Source organism: Cutibacterium sp. LaCa_255, assembly GCF_057458005.1.
The window spans coordinates 1,021,924-1,038,231 of record NZ_CP190956.1; the positions used below are offsets into that span (position 1 = coordinate 1,021,924).

A 16,308-nucleotide genomic window follows, 5' to 3' on the forward strand; every position below is an offset into this window, starting at 1 on the left:
CTCAGCCCTCCAACGCCGACGTGAAGGCCTCCATCTTGGCTCCGGTCTCGATCCATTCCTTGTCCGGGTCGGAGCTGGGCATGATGCCCGCACCGGCGTGTACCCGGACGGATCGGTTGTCCTCGGAGAACTGACCACAGCGCAGGGCCAAGGCCCACTGGCCTGACCCATCCGGCGACATCCATCCCACTGGCCCGGCGAACCGTCCTCGGTCAATGACCTCGGTCTGCTCGATGAACTGGTAGGCGAGCTCTCGAGGAGTGCCGCACACAGCTGCGGTCGGGTGGATGACGTCGACGATCTGTGCAGCATTCGACGTGCCGACCCTAGCGGTGATGTCCGTGGCGAGGTGGGTGACATTGGGCAGTTCCAGCAGGAAGGGCCCGCGGATGGCAGGGTCGGACAGGCCAGCCTCGGTCAGTCGTCCTGTCACGGAAGCCACCGCCAGCTCGTGCTCACGATGCTCCTTGGGATCCTGCAACAACTCATGGGACCAGGAAGGCTTGCGGGTACCGGCGAGCACCCGGCAACGGAACAGGCCATCGCGGCAGTCAACGAGCAACTCGGGAGTCGCCCCAACGAGGCCATCATGGCAGTAGGTCCAGCAGCCGCTGAACTTGCCCGATAGCCGGGACGCGACGAGTCCACGGTCCATCGGGGCGGACGCCTGGACGGTCACCGACCGCGAGAGCACCACTTTTTCCAGCTCGGGGTCCTGGGACAGCCGGGTCGTCGCGGCGTTGACGGCCTGGCTCCAGTTCTCAGCGTCAAGATCGGGAAGCTGGGTCTCGATGACCGGCAGGTCAGAATCGCCGCGATGAATCGGGGTGGGATCCGCGCAGAAGACGAGAGTGCGCTCGCCCAGGTGACGACGGAGGAGGAGGACAGCGGGGACGACGAGGAATCCGTCCTCGTCCCGGGAAAACGGGAAAGAACCGAAAGCCACGGGAGCTGCGTCAGAGTGCTGCGCAGCCCACGATGAATAGGCATTGAACGCCTTCGCGGCAGCGCCGTGGCCGCCTGCGGTGAAGCGGGCCTGCTCGCCCCACCCGACCATGGCCGGGGCATCGTCGGTGTCGGGAGCCACCCAGATCCACGGCTCGACCTCGGGCGGGCAGTAACGACGCGCGGTATCCAACCACCGAGCCCCACTCGCAGCGGACAGGTCGACATCGCAGGACAAGGTGTGCACGAGGGGAGATGCTACTCCGGGCCTGTCGGCCGGCCACGGGAACGGCAGCAGCGGCCTGAGTCAACGCGTCCAGGCAGATCCGTCTGCCTTGGCCTGCTCGGCTAGTCTCCTCACCCCGAGACGATCCACTTTCCCGGAAGCCAACATGGGAATGGCCTCGACCGTCACGACGATTCGCGGACGAAGTTCCCGTGGCAGATTGACGGTGTCCCGGACACGCTCCGGTTCCTGACATCCCGTGACGACGGCCGTGACGACCTGGCCCCACCTCTCGTCGGGCAGCCCGACGACGACACAGTCCTTCACCAACCCGGTTGCGGTGACGGCATCGGCCACCTGGCTGGGGGAGATCTTGAGTCCACCGGAAATGATGAGGTCGTCGGCCCGACCATCGACGGCGAGTCGGCCGTCTCGCCAGTGGGCGATGTCGCCGGTGAGGTACCAATCATCGGCCGGTCCCTCATCGAGATACCCCGACATCACCATCGGACCAGACAGTGACACCCGACCATCCTCGTCCAGACGAACCTGCACCCCGTCGAGCGGGACCCCGTCGTAGACACAACCGCCACAGGTCTCGCTCATGCCATAGGTCAGCACGATCGGCATCCCCGCAGCTCGAGCCTCGGAAACCAACTGCGAGGAGGTCGCGGCACCCCCGACGAGAATCGCGGAACATCGCGTCAAGGCGTCACGGGCAACTGAGTCATCCATGCAGTCGGTCAGCTGGGTCGGCACCAGGGACAGATACACCCGACCGTTCGGATCCCTCCGTACCGCTTCGTCGATGGCGTCAGACAGGGCCTGAGGAGTCACCTTCCCCTCGACGACGACCACCGAGCGATCACCGGCTGCGGCCCTGGCGACGACCTGTAGACCGGCAATGTGGTTGGGGGGAAGGGCGAGCACCCAGGTTCCGGCCCCGCCAAGTCGCGCATCCGTGGCGTTGATGGACGCCAGCAGCTGAGCCGCTGAGATACCCACGAGGCGTCCGTGAGCAGAGGTCGACCCGGACGTGCGCATCACGAGCCCGACCTCATCGGGCAGGAAGACCGTCCTCCTCTCGACGTCCTCGAGGGTGGCCACTGGGTTCTCCTCGCTCCCGGCCGGCACGAGAACCGAGCGCGTTGAGCCTTGGAAGAAGCGTGTCAAGCGCTCGGCCAGCCAGACGACGTCTGTCTGGGTGCGTTCCACCCGGACGACGTGCAGTCGTGCGGTCTCGGCCATCGGGCCTCCTGTCGGGTCGTGGTGTCCAGAGGCGAGGAATCAGAAGTAGTACGGGTAGCTGGACCAGTCGGGGGAGCGGTGCTCGAGGAAGGCGTCGCGACCCTCCTGAGCTTCCTCGGTCATGTATGCCATGCGGGTTGCCTCCCCGGCGAACGCCTGCTGACCGGCGATGCCGTCGTCGACCATGTTGAAGGCGTACTTGAGCATTCGGATGGCCTGCGGGGACTTACCGGCGATCGTCAGGCCCCACTCGATGGCGATGCTCTCCAGCTCGACGTGATCGACGGCACGGTTGATGACCCCCCACCGCTCGGCCTGCTCGGCGGTGTACGTCTCCGCCAGGAAGAAGATCTCGCGGGCCCTCTTGTCACCGATCTGGCGAGCTAGCAGGGCCGAACCATATCCGGCGTCGAAGGAGCCGACATTGGCATCAACCTGCTTGAACCGAGCGTTCTCCCGGCTGGCCACCGCCATGTCGGCCACCACCATGAGGGAGTGGCCACCACCGGTCGTCCAACCAGGAATGGCGGCGATGATCGGCTTGGGGGTGGCGCGCATGAGCCGCTGCACCTCGAGGATGTGGAGACGCCCCAGACGTCCCCTGGCGATCCGCTCTCGGCGGGCGTCGGTGGCCAGGTCCTCGTCGCCGGCCGTCTCCTCGGACTCGTACTGGTAACCAGCTGCACCGCGAATGCGCTGGTCACCGCCGGAGCAGAAGGAGTATCCGCCGTCGCGCGGAGAGGGGCCGTTCCCGGTCAGGATGATCGCTGCCACGTCAGGGGTGCAGCGTGCCGCGTCGATACAGCGGTACAGCTCGTCGACGGTGTGCGGGCGGAAGGCGTTGCGGATGGCAGGACGGTCGAAGGCGATCCGCACCACCGGCAGGTCCTCGCCGGCCGGGGCGTGGTCGACCTCTCCACGCGAGATGAGGCGGTGGAAGGTCATGTCGGTCAAGGGGTCGCCGGGAAGGTTGACCTCGCGCCAACGGTCTGCGTCAAAGGTGTCGGAGACGAAAGGAAGGGTGCTCACCCGGTGGAAGCTACCACCCCTGGTCAGGCAGTCTCACCTGGGACGACGAGCCAGCCACGACGCCGCGATGACACCTCCGACCGCACCGCCCAGATGGGCCTGCCAGGACACCCCAGCCTGTCCCGGAAGCACACCCCACAGCACAGACCCGTAGATGAGGAAGACGACGATGGCCACCAGGATGTCGCGCAGCCTCTTGGTGAACAGGCCCCGGACCAGCAGATACGCCAACCAACCGAAGACGATCCCGGACGCACCGAGGGTGATGGTTCCCGGTGCGCTGAAGAACCACGCGAAGAGCCCCGAGCACACCGTGATCATGAGCCCTGAGGTGACCCAGGTTGATGTCGATTCCATGTAGACGAGCATGCCGAGGACGAAGAGCGGCACGGAGTTACCGGCCAGATGGGCCCAGCCGTAATGCAGCCACGGAGCAGTGAAGATTTCCCACAGTCCCTGACCGGTCCAGGAATGGATCCCGAACTGATCGAGGGTGTTGCCGAGCACGGTGTCGACGACCTCGAGGATCCACATGATCGCGACGACGACAATCATCACCCCGGCGCTGCTGGCGATGGAGTTCGTGCGACTCGGTGTTTCGGCCCGACGTCGGTGGACAGGAGTGGACGACGGAGGCAGGTAGGAAGTCATGTATCCAGTGTCGCAAAGAAGAATCGGGAAATTTCTGTGATTTTCCTCACAAACGACCCGTCGGTGTGGTTCTATCGTTCCCAACACACGAAACGGATGCCGCAAGAGCGGTAGAAGGTCGAGGAGGACCGTATGGCGGACCAGCAGGACGTCTTCGAGCCTGATCAGAGCATCATCGACAACGCCTGGGTCTCGGACTGGAAGACGCTCGAGGAAAAGGCCAAGGCCGACCCAGTCGCTTACTGGGAGGAACGAGCCCGGGAGCTTGAATGGTCGAAGCCATGGGACAAGATCCTCGACGATTCAGGCAAGCCCTTCTTCAAGTGGTTCACCGGGGCCAGCACGAACATCGTCACCAATGCGGTGGACCGTCATCTCGATACCGCGCGTCGTAACAAGTTGGCCCTCATCTGGGTCGGCGAGAACACCGACGAGGTGCGCACCTTCTCCTACTTCGCCCTCAATCGCGAGGTCGAGCAGATGGCGAACGTTCTCAAGGCCATGGGTGTGCACAGGGGCGACGTCGTCACCATCTATCTGCCTCGGATCCCCGAGATCTTCTTCGCGATGCTGGCCTGCGCCAAGATCGGTGCCGTTCACTCGGTGGTCTTCGCCGGTTACTCCTCGGAGGCCCTCAACCAGCGCATTGACGGTTCGGAGTCCAAGGTTGTCATCACCGCTGACGGGTCGTGGATCAACGGCAAGGTCTTCCCAATGAAGCAGATCGTCGACGATGCGGTGAAGTTCTCACCGACCGTGGAGAACGTCATCGTGGTGCGCAACACCAAGTCCGACGTCGCCCTGGACTCCACTCGGGACCACTGGTATCACGAGCTGTGCAAGTTGCCGATTGCCAAGGGCAAGTGCCAGACCGTCCAGGTGGATGCTGAGGACCCGTTGTTCATCCTCTACACCTCGGGCTCGACCGGTAAGCCGAAGGCCATCGTTCACACTCACGGTGGCTACCAGGTTGGTACCTATACCACCCTCAAACAGTGCTTCGACATCAAGGAGGAGGACCGCTGGTGGTGCACGGCCGACCCGGGCTGGATCACCGGTCACTCCTACCTCGTCTACGGACCGCTGCTCAACGGAGCCACCGTCTTCATGCATGAAGGCGGCCCGACCTATCCGTACCCCGATGGCTGGTGGCAGCTCATCGAGCACTACGGCATCACGAGCTTCTACACCGCTCCGACCGCCATCCGTACCTTGATGCGCTTCGGCGAGGCCTGGGTGCGCAAGCACGACCTGTCCAGCCTGCGCATGCTCGGCTCGGTCGGCGAGCCGATCAATCCGGAGGCCTGGCGTTGGTTCCACGATGTCGTCGGCGACGGCACGTGCCCGATCACCGACACCTGGTGGCAGACCGAGACCGGCATGTTCCAGATCACCACGGTTCCCTCCATGCCTCTCAAGCCCGGCGCCGCTGGTCGACCGGTCTTCGGTCAGGAAGCTGCTGTAGTGGACGAGGATGGCAACGAACTGCCCGCCGGTAAGGAGGGATTCCTGGTCCTCAAGAACCCGTGGCCCGCCATGATGCGTACTCTTTACAAGGACCCCGACCGTTACCTCGACACCTACTGGAAGAAGTATCCGGGGGTCTACCTCACCGGCGACTCCGCCCGTATCGACGAGGACGGCTACATCTGGATCATTGGCCGTACCGACGATGTCATCAAGGTGTCCGGTCACCGCATCGGCACCGCCGAGGTCGAGTCCGCCCTCATCTCCCACCCGGCCGTCGCCGAGGCTGCCGCGATCGGTTTGCCGCACGAGGTCAAGGGCAACTCCATCCACTGCGCCGTGATCCTCGCCCAAGGATACGAGCCCACCAAGCAGCTCACCGCCGACCTGCGCGCTCATGTCGCCGAGGTGCTCTCCCCGATCGCCAAGCCGGACAGCTTCGACTTCGTCGAGAAGCTCCCGAAGACTCGTTCCGGAAAGATCATGCGAAGGGTCCTCAAGGCTCGAGCCCTCGGCCAGGATGAAGGCGACCTTTCCACGCTGGAGGACTGATCCTCGACTCCCTTCCTCGGAGGATCCGCACACCACAACCACATATGGACAACTGAAAAGGGTCCCGACGCCGGGTATGCCAAGCGTCGGGACCCTCCCATATCCAGCCCCGATCCACTAACCCCAGATGTCAAGGAGGACACCATGACTGACGAGAACATCGTTGAAGCACCGCAGCCCGTTGTCGACGTCGCCAATGTGGGCGATTGGAACAAGCTGCTCGAATCCGCCACCACTGATCCCGAAGGATTCTGGGAGGCCGAGGCCCAGGAACTCGAGTGGTCGAAGCCGTGGGACAAGGTTCTGGATCGTTCCGACACTCCGTTCTTCAAGTGGTTCACCGGGGCCAGCACGAACATCGTCACCAATGCGGTGGACCGTCATCTCGATACCGCGCGTCGTAACAAGTTGGCCCTCATCTGGGTCGGTGAGGACACCTCGAAGGTGCGCACCTTCTCGTACTTCTCGTTGGCACGCGAGGTCGAGCAGATGGCCAACATCCTGCTCTCGATGGGCGTGCGCAAGGGTGACGTCGTCACGATCTATCTGCCTCGGATCCCTGAGCTGTTCTTCGCGATGCTGGCCTGCGCCAAGATCGGTGCCGTTCACTCGGTGGTCTTCGCCGGTTATTCCTCGGAGGCCCTCAACGCCCGTATCGACGGTTCGGAGTCCAAGGTTGTCATCACCGCTGACGGGTCGTGGATCAACGGCAAGGTCTTCCCGATGAAGCAGATCGTCGACGATGCGGTGAAGTTCTCACCGACCGTGGAGAACGTCATCGTCGTCAAGAACACGGCCACCGAGGTCACCATGGACCCGACCCGGGACCACTGGTATCACGAGCTGTGCAAGTTGCCGATTGCCAAGGGTAAGTGCCAGACCGTCCAGGTGGACGCCGAGGACCCGTTGTTCATCCTCTACACCTCGGGCTCGACCGGTAAGCCGAAGGGAGTTGTCCACACCCACGGTGGTTACCAGGTGCATTTGTCGGCAACCATGAAGTACTGCATGGACATTCACGAGGAAGATCGCTGGTGGTGCACCGCTGATCCGGGCTGGATCACCGGCACCTCCTACGTCATCTACGCCCCGCTGCTGCGCGGTGCGACCACCTTCATGGCCGAGGGCAGCCCGGTCTTCCCCTACCCGGACGTGTGGTGGCAGCTCATCGAGCACTACGGCATCAACAGCTTGTTCACCGCTCCGACGGCCATCCGCACCTTGATGCGCTTCGGTGACGCCTGGGTGCGCAAGCACGACCTGTCCAGCCTGCGCATCCTCATCAGTGCCGGTGAGCCCCTCAACCCGGAGGCCTGGCAGTGGTTCCACGACGTCGTCGGCGATGGCACGTGCGCCATCATCGACACCTGGTTCCAGACCGAGACCGGTGCCATGCAGCTGACCAGCCTCCCGACGATGCCGAAGAAGCCGGGATCTGCGGGCAAACCCATCCCCGGCCAGGAGGTCGCCGTTGTCGACGAGGAGGGCAAGGAGGTCCCGCCGGGCACCGATGGCTTCCTGGTCCTCAAGAACCCATGGCCGTCGATGCTGCGCACCCTGTATAAGGAGCCGGAGCGTTACCTCGACACCTACTGGAAGAAGTATCCGGGGGTCTACCTCACCGGCGACTCGGCCAAGATCGACGAGGACGGTTACGTCTGGATCATTGGCCGTACCGACGATGTCATCAAGGTGTCCGGTCATCGCATCGGCACCGCTGAGGTCGAAGCTGCCGTCGGCTCCCACCCGGCCGTCGCCGAGGCTGCCGCGATCGGTTTGCCGCACGAGGTCAAAGGCAATGCGATCCACATGGTCGTCGTGCTCAACACTGGATATGAGCCGTCCAAGGATCTCATCGCCGACATCCGCGGCCACGTCGCCGAGACCCTCTCGCCGATCGCAAAGCCCGACGCCATCGAGTTCGTCGAGAAGTTGCCGAAGACTCGCTCGGGCAAGATCATGCGTCGCGTCCTCAAAGCTCGTGCCTTGGGAGAGGACGAGGGGGACCTGTCGACCCTGGAGGACTGAGCCACTCCATTGACGTGCGAGGGCCGGGACACCAGATGATGTCCCGGCCCTCGTGATGGTTCTCGACGGCGTAGCTACGCCGGAGCACGGTTCCTTAGTCCATGCCAGAGGTCTCCAGGCCCTGCACCAGGTAGCGCTGCAGGACGAGGAAGACAATGACCACCGGCACGATTGCCACCAGAGCGCCGGCGAAGAGCTCGGAGTAGTTGACTCCCTGGCTCGTCATGAACCGACTCAAGGTGAGCTGGACGGTCGTGGTGTTGTCGCGAGCCACCAGCAGCGGCCACAGGAAGGAGTTCCAGGCCCCGATGAAGGTGATCGTCGACACGGCCGCGATGATTCCCTTGGAATTGGGGACGACAATGCGCCACATCGTCGTCCACGGATTGGCTCCGTCGAGGTTCGAAGCCTCCTCCAGCTCCTTGGGGAACTCCAGCAGGGATTGCCGAAACATGTAGGTCGCGAAGGCCGAGAACATCATCGGGATGATGAGGCCACGGTAAGAGTCGATCCACCCGAATCGGGTCGTCATGATGAAACTCGGCACGAAGGTGACAGCGGTCGGCACCATGAGGGTGAGTACCGTCAGACGCAACACCACCGTCGCAGCCTTGCTGCGGAATCTCGCCAGCCCGTAGCCAGCCATGAAACTGACGATGACCGTCAGCACCGTCTGGCCGACGGCCTGGATGGCTGAGTGGACCATCGCCCCAGGCAGGTTGAGGTCACTGTCGGAGAAGAGATCCCGCAGCACCGAGAAGTCGAGGTTGTCAGGCAACCACTTCCAGTCCGCGGCGACGAAGGCCTCCGAGCTGCTGAAGGCATTGCGGAAGATGACGTAGAAGGGCAGCAGGAAGAGCAGGGCCAGGATGAACAGCACGACGATCTTGAGACCGTGCAAGAAGCTCCCCGAGCGGCCCGCGACCATGTGGGAACGTTCCTCAGCCATCGAACACCTCCTTGCGGTGGGTCTTGGCGGCCTGCTTGATGGCCTTCTTCTCGCGACGCTCCTGGCCACTCATGAGCCAATTCTGGGCCAGTCCGAACAGCACGATGATGGCGGTGAGGGTGACGGTCCCGGCGCCACCCATACCGAGATCCTGGTCGGCTCCACCGACGCTGATGAGGTACAGATGCACCAGCGGGGGGCGAGCGTAGGGCGGGTAGGTGCCCGAGGAGGACAACAAGTTGTAGAACTCGTCGAAGGCCTGGAAAGCACCGATGAGCAGCAGCATGAGGACGGCCGCACTCACTCCCCGCAGCTGCGGCATGGTGACGTGACGCAGGGTCGCCCAGCGACCGGCACCGTCAATCGCGGCAGCTTCATAGGTGTCGGTGGGGATGCGGTTGAGACCCGCGATGAGCAGGATCATGTAGTAGCCGACCTGCAGCCACAACCGCAGTGAGATCAGCGCGATCCAATACCAGTAGCCCACTCCGGACAGCCAGTCGATGTTGCTACCGCCGACCTTGCGCAGCAGGGAGTTCGCCAGGCCGAACCGTGCTCCGTTGAAGAAGCTGAGTCGCCAGACCATTGCCGCGACGACGTAGGAACATGCTGTCGGGATGAAGAAGGAGGAGCGGAAGAAGGCCCGGAACTTGCCGACGTTGTTGAGGGCCAGCGCAAGGGCCAGGGAACAGACGTAGGTGAGCGGAACGATGAAGACCGCGAAGATGATGAAGACCAACATCGAGTTGCGGAACAGGGTGTCCGACAACAGGTTCTGGTAGTTCGCGAAACCGACGAACTTCGTGGGGGACAGGGTTGCCCGGGCGTCGAAGAATGACAGGTAGGCGCTCCAGATGATCGGGATGTAGACGAAGACCAGCAGCCCGATCAGGAACGGCGCAACGAACAGGGCAAACCAGAGGTTACGCCCCTGGTGCCCCCGAACCCGCTGCCAGAAACTGCGGGTGGGGGGCACCGAGACTGCCGACGAACTCACTTGTTGACGCGCTTGAGCTCGGCCTTGGCCGTCGACTGCACTCCGGCAAAGGCCGACTTCGGGTCTGCACCCTTCTTGACGACGTTCGTGAGCGCGGCGCTGTAGGCGTCGGAGATCTTGGAGGTCCAGAAGAGGCTCGCGGCCTTGCCATGCTTGTCGACCATCTCGGCAGCGGCCTTGCCTGCGCCGTTGTTGATCTGGGAGCACTTGTCGGTGAGGTCAGGCTGAGACGGGATGTGGGTGCCGTAGGAGTTGGCGAAGTCGACCTGCTTGTCGGTCTGATCGACCCACAGCCACTTGGCGTACTTCTTGGCGGCCTCGACGTCGTTGCTCGCTCCCTTGGCGGCGACACAGGAACCGTAGGCGCCGAAGGGCACGGCCTGCTTGCCGGACTTACCGATGGCAGGGAACGGGATGACGCCGAAGTCGTCCTTCCACTTCTTGGAGATGTCGCCCAACGACCACAGGCCGCCCCACTGCATGGCGGTCTCGCCATTGGTGAAGGGGGAGGCGTCGAACCAATCCTTGGAGGCGGCAGTCAGCAGGGCGCCGGACTTGTAGAAGTCGCGGTAAGCGGCGACGGCGTCGAAGAAGGCCTGCTCCATGAAGGCGACGTCAGTATGGTCGTCGTTGAGCTGGTCGAATCCGGAGGCCCAGATGAGAAGGTTGCCGAGCACACCGACGCCACCGTCGTTGCCAGCGAAGAAGCCGCCCATCTCCTTGGTCTTGACGGCCTTGGCAGTCTCGACGAGCTGCTCGAAGGTGGTCGGGGCCGACAGCTTGGCCTTCTCCAGGGCTGACTTGCGGTAGTAGAGCAGCTGCATGTCGACGACCTGCGGGATCGCGTAGATCTTGCCGTCGAGGGTCATGCGATCCAGCACCGGCTTCGAGAACTTGGACTTGGCGTCACCGATGGTGTCGGTGAGATCAACGACCTGACCCTTCTGAATCATGTCGAGGGTGGCGCCGTACTCGGACTCGAAGACATCAGGGATGCCCGATCCGGACAGCAGGGTGGTGCTCAGCAGCTTCATGTAGTCGGTACCGGGGTTCCACTTCACGGTAACCGTGGCGTCCTTGTAATCCTTGGCGTAGCGATTGACGGCCTGCTGGACCCCTTTCTCGCCGTATTCGTGGTACCACTGGACGATTTTTCCGGAGCCACCCGAAGCGGCGCTGGATTTCGAGCCGGTGGAGACGCTACCGGTGTTCGATCCGCATCCGGTTAGGACCGCGGCAGTGGCCAAACCGGCTGATGCGCTGAGGAAGTGACGGCGAGAGAAGATCATGGCGGCAGCTTAAACCTCAAACTGTTGAAATTTCACCCGTTGATCGTGGTGTTCGCCATTCGAATAGCTGTGAACTCGTGCGGCTGAGCCGTCTCCGGCCCAGATGGCATCATGCAAGGGCCGCATTCGCACCTTGGACCTCAGGAGGACCATGACTCACGCAAACGGCGACCTGCCACAGCTCCAGGCAGCTGACGGCCCATGGAGCATCTATCTGCACGTGCCGTTCTGTGCGTCCCGGTGCGGATACTGCGACTTCAACACCTATGTGCTCGCAGCCATGGGGGAGGACGCCATCCCTGGTTACCTGGAGGCGGCTCATCGCGAGTTGGACCTCGCTGGGCAGATGTGGAGACGGCGTCCGGCGGTGTCCACCATCTTCTTCGGGGGAGGCACTCCGACGATGCTCACCCCAGCCCAACTGGGAGAGCTCGTCGACCACATCCGTACTGTGTGGGGGATCGACGACGACGCCGAGATCACCACGGAGGCCAACCCGGAAACCCTGGACGAGGATGTGCTCTCTGGGTTGCTCGCAGCCGGGATCAACCGGTTGTCCATGGGAATGCAGTCCTCCGATGAGTTCGTCCTGACGATTCTGGATCGTCGTCATCGGCCCGGGCGTGCCGTGGAGATGGCAAGGCTGGCCCGCCAGGTGGGATTCGACGACGTCAGCCTCGACCTCATCTTCGGCGCCCCCGGGGAGGACCTCGGTTCCTGGCGGTGCAGTCTCGAGGCCGCGCTGTCGGCCGAGCCCGATCACGTCTCCGCCTACTCCCTCATCGTCGAAGAGGGCACCAGGCTGGCAGCGCGCATCCGGCGTGGCGAATTACCGATGACTGACGAGGACGACCTCGCCGACAAGTACCTCATCGCCGAGAAGGCCCTCACCGAGGCAGGGTACGTCAACTACGAGGTGTCGAACTGGGCCCGGTCCCGCGACGGTCATGACCATCGGTGTCGTCACAACATGGCGTACTGGCTGGGACGTGACTGGTGGGGGATTGGTCCTGGAGCCCACTCCCACGTGAACGGGACGAGGTGGTGGAATGTCAAGCATCCCGCCACGTACCGGGGCAGGCTGGCCGAGGGTCGTCTGCCCGTCGAGGACCATGAGGTCCTCGACGCGGAGCAGCGTCACGAGGAGACGGTGCTGCTGCAGCTGCGTCTGGCTGACGGGTTGCCGTTGTCCCAGCTGACAGAGGTGGAACGTCACCGGGCTGACCACGTCGTGGAGCAGGGACTTGGGGCGATCCGAGGCGGTCACCTGGTACTCAACCTGTCCGGGCGAATGGTGGCAGACAGGATCATCACGGATCTGTTGGTGTGAGGCCATTGCGCGGGTGGTCATGCCGAGTGGGTCATTTCATCTGGTGATGCACGGCTTGTCGTCATAGCCATGCGTGGCAATACAGTGGCTACCGTGATCGACCGGTATTCCCACGACGTCCTCGCAAGCGGCTGGCGCACCTCTCACATGAAGAAAAGCGTCGACATGCCATTGGAACTCGACATGGTTGTCGAGGATCCATCGAGCGGATACGTCGGGGCCGTCGTCGCGTGGCAGAACGGCTTGGTCGTGCTCGAGGATCGCAAGGGCAAGCGCAAGTCCTTCCCCATCGGTCCGGGTTTCTGGGTGGACGGCAAGCCCGTCAATCTGTGCATTCCCCCTCGTCAGGGCAGTGCCAGCATCAAACACACGGCGTCGGGGTCCGTTGCCGGAGCGGCTGGGCCAGCTCGCGTTGCCCTTCCCAGCCGCATCTACGTCGAGGGTCGTCACGACGCCGAACTCGTCGAGAAGATCTGGGGAGACGACCTGCGCCACGTCGGGGTCGTCGTGGAATACATGGGCGGTATGGACGACCTGGTCGGAATCGTCGCCGAGTTCAAGCCGGGCCCTGGGCATCGACTGGGAGTGCTCGTCGACCATCTCGTTGCCGGAACCAAGGAATCCCGCGTGGCTGACGAGGTGAGACGCGGCGGATATGGCGAGTACGTCATGATCACCGGACACCGGTTCATCGACATCTGGCAGGCCATCAAGCCCGAGCGGATCGGACGGAAGGGGTGGCCGGAGGTTCCGATGGACGAGGACTTCAAGCTCGGCACCCTGAAACGTCTCGGCCTGCCACACTCCACCCAGGCCGACGTGGGCAAGGCCTGGCAGGCCATGTTGAAGAGGGTGCGTGACTGGCACGACCTGGATCCACGGTTCAACACCGAGATGGAGAAACTCATCGACTTCGTCACCTGTGACCACGTCGACGAGCTGGACGATGAGGAGACGGCATGAGTATCGATGCCGAGACGGTCTGCGACCTCATCCGGGACGTCAGTGCCAGGATCATCGATCCGCGGTTCCGGTCCTTGCATGATCATCAGATCCACCAGAAGAAGCCCGGAGACTTCGTCACCGACGCCGATCGTCAGGCCGAGAAGGAGCTTGGCGCGGCGCTGACCAAGCACGCCGGTGGAGTCGTCGTCGGGGAGGAGTCCGCCTTTGCCGACCCGACCATCCTCGACGCCGTTCCGGGCGCCGACCTGGCGTGGGTCATCGATCCCATCGATGGCACGAAGAACTTCGTCCACGGATCGGTGGACCACGGGGTCATGCTCGCTCAACTCATTCGTGGCGAAACGGTGAGGGCCTGGATCTGGCAGCCCCAGTACGGCCACATGTGGTGTGCCGAGCGCGGTGCCGGGGTCACCTGCGACGGTCAGGCGGTGACCCGCGACGGGTCCCGCATCCCGGTTCGCGCCGCGACGACCCACGAGGCTTACAAGATCGCCTCACCACAGGTGGAGTGGCGGATGTCGAAGTGGTGCTGCGCGGTGGACTACCCACTGATCTGCCTGGGGGAGAACGACGTCACCGCCTATCAGCACTCCCACCCGTGGGATCACCTGCCTGGCGCCCTCATGGTGCGCGAGCTCGGCGGGGTCGTTCGGACTGTCGACGGGGCCGAGTACGGGCCTCGCGAGATGTCGGGAACACTCGTCGTCGCAGCCGACGAGGATGCCTACCGGGTAGTTGCTGAACTGCTGCGCTGAGCTAGCCGTGCGGGGCCGGGCCCGCATCAGGCCGGCTGGGGAGGAACGTGCCTGGTCACCGGGGTGAGCGGGATCTCGACGGGGACTCTCTCGGCGAGCGCGGCGCGCTGCTTCATGACGGCGGTCGCATCGATCGGGTGCCCGTGGCCAGGTACGTAGACGCCTACACCATCGGTGCCGGTGATGACCGAGTCAATGGCGCGCGGCCAGCCTCGGACATCGGTCGTCTCGTCGGACTGTGGCTCTCCTGCGGTCTCCACCAGGTCCCCGACGAAGGTCACCTTCTCGTCGCGGACGATGACGACGAGGTCTCCGTCGGTGTGGGCCGGACCAGGGTGGATGACCTCGGCGCCGATGCCGCCCAGGTCGACATAGGCCATCAGCGCGATGGGATGGTCGACCCAGAGATCAGGGCAGTGAGCCAGAGCGGCCTCATGCATCCAGGTCTCAGCCCCGTCAATCCCAGGGAGTCCGCCGCTGTGGTCATAATGATGGTGGGTGACGACGACCCGATCAACCGGACGACCTAGCATGCATGCCGCCGACATCGCCAGGGCGTGTCCCTGTTCAGGAGCCGAGCCGGTGTCGATGAGGAGGACATGATCGTCACCGGCGACCAGTCCGCAGGTGACGGCTTCCGGTTTGATGACGGTCGTCCATACCCGGGCAGTGAGAGCGGACCACCGGGGAGTCTCGGGATTCGTCGACATGATCACCAGTGTGGCACGTCCCGAGGCGTGCGCTGCCAGCGAGAGAGGCAGAAGGACGTCAGGTGAACGCGATAAGGTGGCACTCGGCACCTGAGAGTGCCAAAGTGGGACTTGTACCCGATGGGATCGCGTGAGGAGGGATTGTGCTCGACGACCGCAAGCTCGACGTGCTCAAGGCCATCGTCACCGATTACGTCTCCAGTAAGGAGCCGGTGGGTTCCAAGGCGTTGGTGGAACGCCACGGGCTTCGGGTGTCCCCGGCAACCGTTCGCAATGACATGGCCGTCCTGGAGGAGGAGGGGTACGTCACCCACCCCCACACCAGCGCCGGTCGTATCCCGACGGACAAGGGGTATCGCCTCTTCGTCGACCGGATCGCCACCCTCAAACCGCTGTCCGGGCCAGAGCGCCGGGCCATCCAGGCCTTCATGACCGGAGCCGTCGACCTCGATGACATCGTGCGTCGCACGGTGCGACTGCTCGCCCAGATCACTCACCAGGTCGCCATCATGCAGTATCCGGTGGCGACGACGGCGACGATCCGTCACCTCGAGTTGGTGAGCCTGTCGACCGACCGCATCCTCATCGTCCTCATCATGTCCTCGGGGTCGGTGGAGCAGCGGATCGTGGAGCTTCCCGGTCACGACGAGCAGAATCTTGTCGCCCTTCGTACCCGGCTCAACCAGGCCCTCGTCGGTCTGACGGTGGCAGAGGCCGTCGACTCCCTCAATCGGCTTCTTGACGAACTCGGGCCGGCTGAGGGGCCGCGCGCGACCTCCGTCGTCGCGACGGTCCTGGAGATCCTCGCCGTCGACCCATCTGCCCGCGTGGTGGTCGCCGGGGTTCCTAATCTCACCGCATTCGGTGCACAGTGGGAGACGACGGTGCGTCCGGTCTTGGAGGCTCTCGAGGAGCAGGTCGTCCTGATGCGACTGCTCGGCGAGGCCACCGCTGGAGAAGCCGGTGAGGTCACGGTGCGTATTGGTGCCGAGAACACTGACGTGCCCTTCCAGTCCACCTCACTGGTGGCAAGCACATACGGATCCGACGATACCCTGTCGAGCCTCGGCGTGGTCGGACCCACCCGAATGGACTACCCCTCAACCATGGCAGCCGTGCGAGCCGTGGCCCGTTATGTGGGCCGGTTCCTGGCAGAAGGATGATCC

The 16,308-nt window shown here is 63.6% G+C and carries 14 protein-coding genes; 6 read left to right on the top strand and 8 right to left on the bottom strand.

The features are described from left to right. Window position 1: 1 nt before the first annotated feature. The 4 genes from ACP8ML_RS04555 to ACP8ML_RS04570 are packed head-to-tail and all read right to left on the bottom strand — an operon-like array spanning window position 2 to window position 4,003. Window positions 2-1,192, bottom strand: coding sequence for an isochorismate synthase (locus tag ACP8ML_RS04555; RefSeq protein ID WP_065672593.1), 1,191 nt, complete (start codon window positions 1,190-1,192; stop codon window positions 2-4). Between the two features lie 60 nt (window positions 1,193-1,252). After that, window positions 1,253-2,419, bottom strand: coding sequence for an AMP-binding protein (locus tag ACP8ML_RS04560; protein WP_117189540.1), 1,167 nt, complete (start codon window positions 2,417-2,419; stop codon window positions 1,253-1,255). Window positions 2,420-2,458: 39 nt separating this feature from the next. Then, a complete protein-coding gene (locus ACP8ML_RS04565; protein WP_004811696.1) occupies window positions 2,459-3,448 on the bottom strand; it encodes a 1,4-dihydroxy-2-naphthoyl-CoA synthase in 990 nt (329 codons plus the stop codon). 33 nt (window positions 3,449-3,481) lie between these two features. Then, window positions 3,482-4,003, bottom strand: a complete 522-nt coding sequence (locus ACP8ML_RS04570) for a rhomboid family intramembrane serine protease (RefSeq protein WP_065672833.1) — start codon at window positions 4,001-4,003, stop codon at window positions 3,482-3,484. Window positions 4,004-4,231: 228 nt separating this feature from the next. On the opposite strand from ACP8ML_RS04570, the gene acs (ACP8ML_RS04575) reads away from it, so the two are divergent. Together acs (ACP8ML_RS04575) and acs (ACP8ML_RS04580) are read left to right on the top strand one after the other, a co-directional pair. Beyond that, window positions 4,232-6,118 (top strand): acetate--CoA ligase, encoded by a 1,887-nt coding sequence (gene acs, locus ACP8ML_RS04575; RefSeq protein ID WP_069101544.1) that lies wholly within the window; start codon window positions 4,232-4,234, stop codon window positions 6,116-6,118. 144 nt (window positions 6,119-6,262) lie between these two features. Further along, window positions 6,263-8,146 carry an acetate--CoA ligase gene (gene acs, locus ACP8ML_RS04580; RefSeq protein ID WP_081302555.1) on the top strand — a complete coding sequence of 628 codons (1,884 nt, stop codon included), beginning with the start codon at window positions 6,263-6,265 and terminating at the stop codon, window positions 8,144-8,146. A 94-nt stretch (window positions 8,147-8,240) separates the two neighbouring features. On the opposite strand, the gene ACP8ML_RS04585 is transcribed toward acs (ACP8ML_RS04580), so the two are convergent. The 3 genes from ACP8ML_RS04585 to ACP8ML_RS04595 are packed head-to-tail and all read right to left on the bottom strand — an operon-like array spanning window position 8,241 to window position 11,381. After that, a complete protein-coding gene (locus ACP8ML_RS04585) occupies window positions 8,241-9,095 on the bottom strand; it encodes a carbohydrate ABC transporter permease (protein ID WP_065672596.1) in 855 nt (284 codons plus the stop codon). Continuing rightward, entirely contained in the window at window positions 9,088-10,092 is a 1,005-nt protein-coding gene (locus tag ACP8ML_RS04590; protein WP_065672597.1) for a carbohydrate ABC transporter permease, read from the bottom strand. Before ACP8ML_RS04590 ends, ACP8ML_RS04585 begins: the two co-directional genes overlap by 8 nt. After that, on the bottom strand, window positions 10,089-11,381 hold the full coding sequence (locus ACP8ML_RS04595; protein ID WP_065672598.1) for an ABC transporter substrate-binding protein: 1,293 nt from the start codon (window positions 11,379-11,381) through the stop codon (window positions 10,089-10,091). The genes ACP8ML_RS04590 and ACP8ML_RS04595 overlap by 4 nt, the downstream gene beginning before the upstream one ends. 151 nt (window positions 11,382-11,532) lie before the next feature. Here ACP8ML_RS04595 and hemW point away from each other — a divergent pair, with 151 nt between their 5' ends. From hemW to ACP8ML_RS04610, 3 genes are all read left to right on the top strand, one after another. After that, window positions 11,533-12,711 (top strand): radical SAM family heme chaperone HemW, encoded by a 1,179-nt coding sequence (hemW, locus tag ACP8ML_RS04600; protein WP_117189541.1) that lies wholly within the window; start codon window positions 11,533-11,535, stop codon window positions 12,709-12,711. Window positions 12,712-12,795: 84 nt separating this feature from the next. After that, entirely contained in the window at window positions 12,796-13,674 is an 879-nt protein-coding gene (locus ACP8ML_RS04605; RefSeq protein ID WP_171048644.1) for a DUF3097 domain-containing protein, read from the top strand. Next, a complete protein-coding gene (locus ACP8ML_RS04610; protein ID WP_004811680.1) occupies window positions 13,671-14,432 on the top strand; it encodes an inositol monophosphatase family protein in 762 nt (253 codons plus the stop codon). Before ACP8ML_RS04605 ends, ACP8ML_RS04610 begins: the two co-directional genes overlap by 4 nt. A 26-nt stretch (window positions 14,433-14,458) precedes the next feature. Here ACP8ML_RS04610 and ACP8ML_RS04615 read toward each other — a convergent pair whose 3' ends face one another. Further along, window positions 14,459-15,142, bottom strand: a complete 684-nt coding sequence (locus ACP8ML_RS04615) for an MBL fold metallo-hydrolase (protein WP_117189616.1) — start codon at window positions 15,140-15,142, stop codon at window positions 14,459-14,461. A 143-nt stretch (window positions 15,143-15,285) separates the two neighbouring features. Between ACP8ML_RS04615 and hrcA the strand changes: the two genes are divergently transcribed. Continuing rightward, window positions 15,286-16,305 (top strand): heat-inducible transcriptional repressor HrcA, encoded by a 1,020-nt coding sequence (gene hrcA, locus ACP8ML_RS04620; protein ID WP_004811678.1) that lies wholly within the window; start codon window positions 15,286-15,288, stop codon window positions 16,303-16,305. The last annotated feature ends 3 nt before the right edge of the window (window positions 16,306-16,308 follow it).

Excerpts from the sequence above, each read along its gene's own strand:
- ACP8ML_RS04560 (WP_117189540.1), bottom strand. The coding sequence starts at position 2,419 with ATGGCCGAGACCGCACGACTGCACGTCGTCCGGGTGGAACGCACCCAG.
- ACP8ML_RS04570 (WP_065672833.1), bottom strand. The coding sequence starts at position 4,003 with ATGATTGTCGTCGTCGCGATCATGTGGATCCTCGAGGTCGTCGACACC.
- acs (WP_069101544.1), top strand. The coding sequence starts at position 4,232 with ATGGCGGACCAGCAGGACGTCTTCGAGCCTGATCAGAGCATCATCGAC.
- acs (WP_081302555.1), top strand. The coding sequence starts at position 6,263 with ATGACTGACGAGAACATCGTTGAAGCACCGCAGCCCGTTGTCGACGTC.
- ACP8ML_RS04585 (WP_065672596.1), bottom strand. The coding sequence starts at position 9,095 with ATGGCTGAGGAACGTTCCCACATGGTCGCGGGCCGCTCGGGGAGCTTC.
- ACP8ML_RS04595 (WP_065672598.1), bottom strand. The coding sequence starts at position 11,381 with ATGATCTTCTCTCGCCGTCACTTCCTCAGCGCATCAGCCGGTTTGGCC.
- hemW (WP_117189541.1), top strand. The coding sequence starts at position 11,533 with ATGACTCACGCAAACGGCGACCTGCCACAGCTCCAGGCAGCTGACGGC.
- ACP8ML_RS04610 (WP_004811680.1), top strand. The coding sequence starts at position 13,671 with ATGAGTATCGATGCCGAGACGGTCTGCGACCTCATCCGGGACGTCAGT.
- ACP8ML_RS04615 (WP_117189616.1), bottom strand. The coding sequence starts at position 15,142 with ATGTCGACGAATCCCGAGACTCCCCGGTGGTCCGCTCTCACTGCCCGG.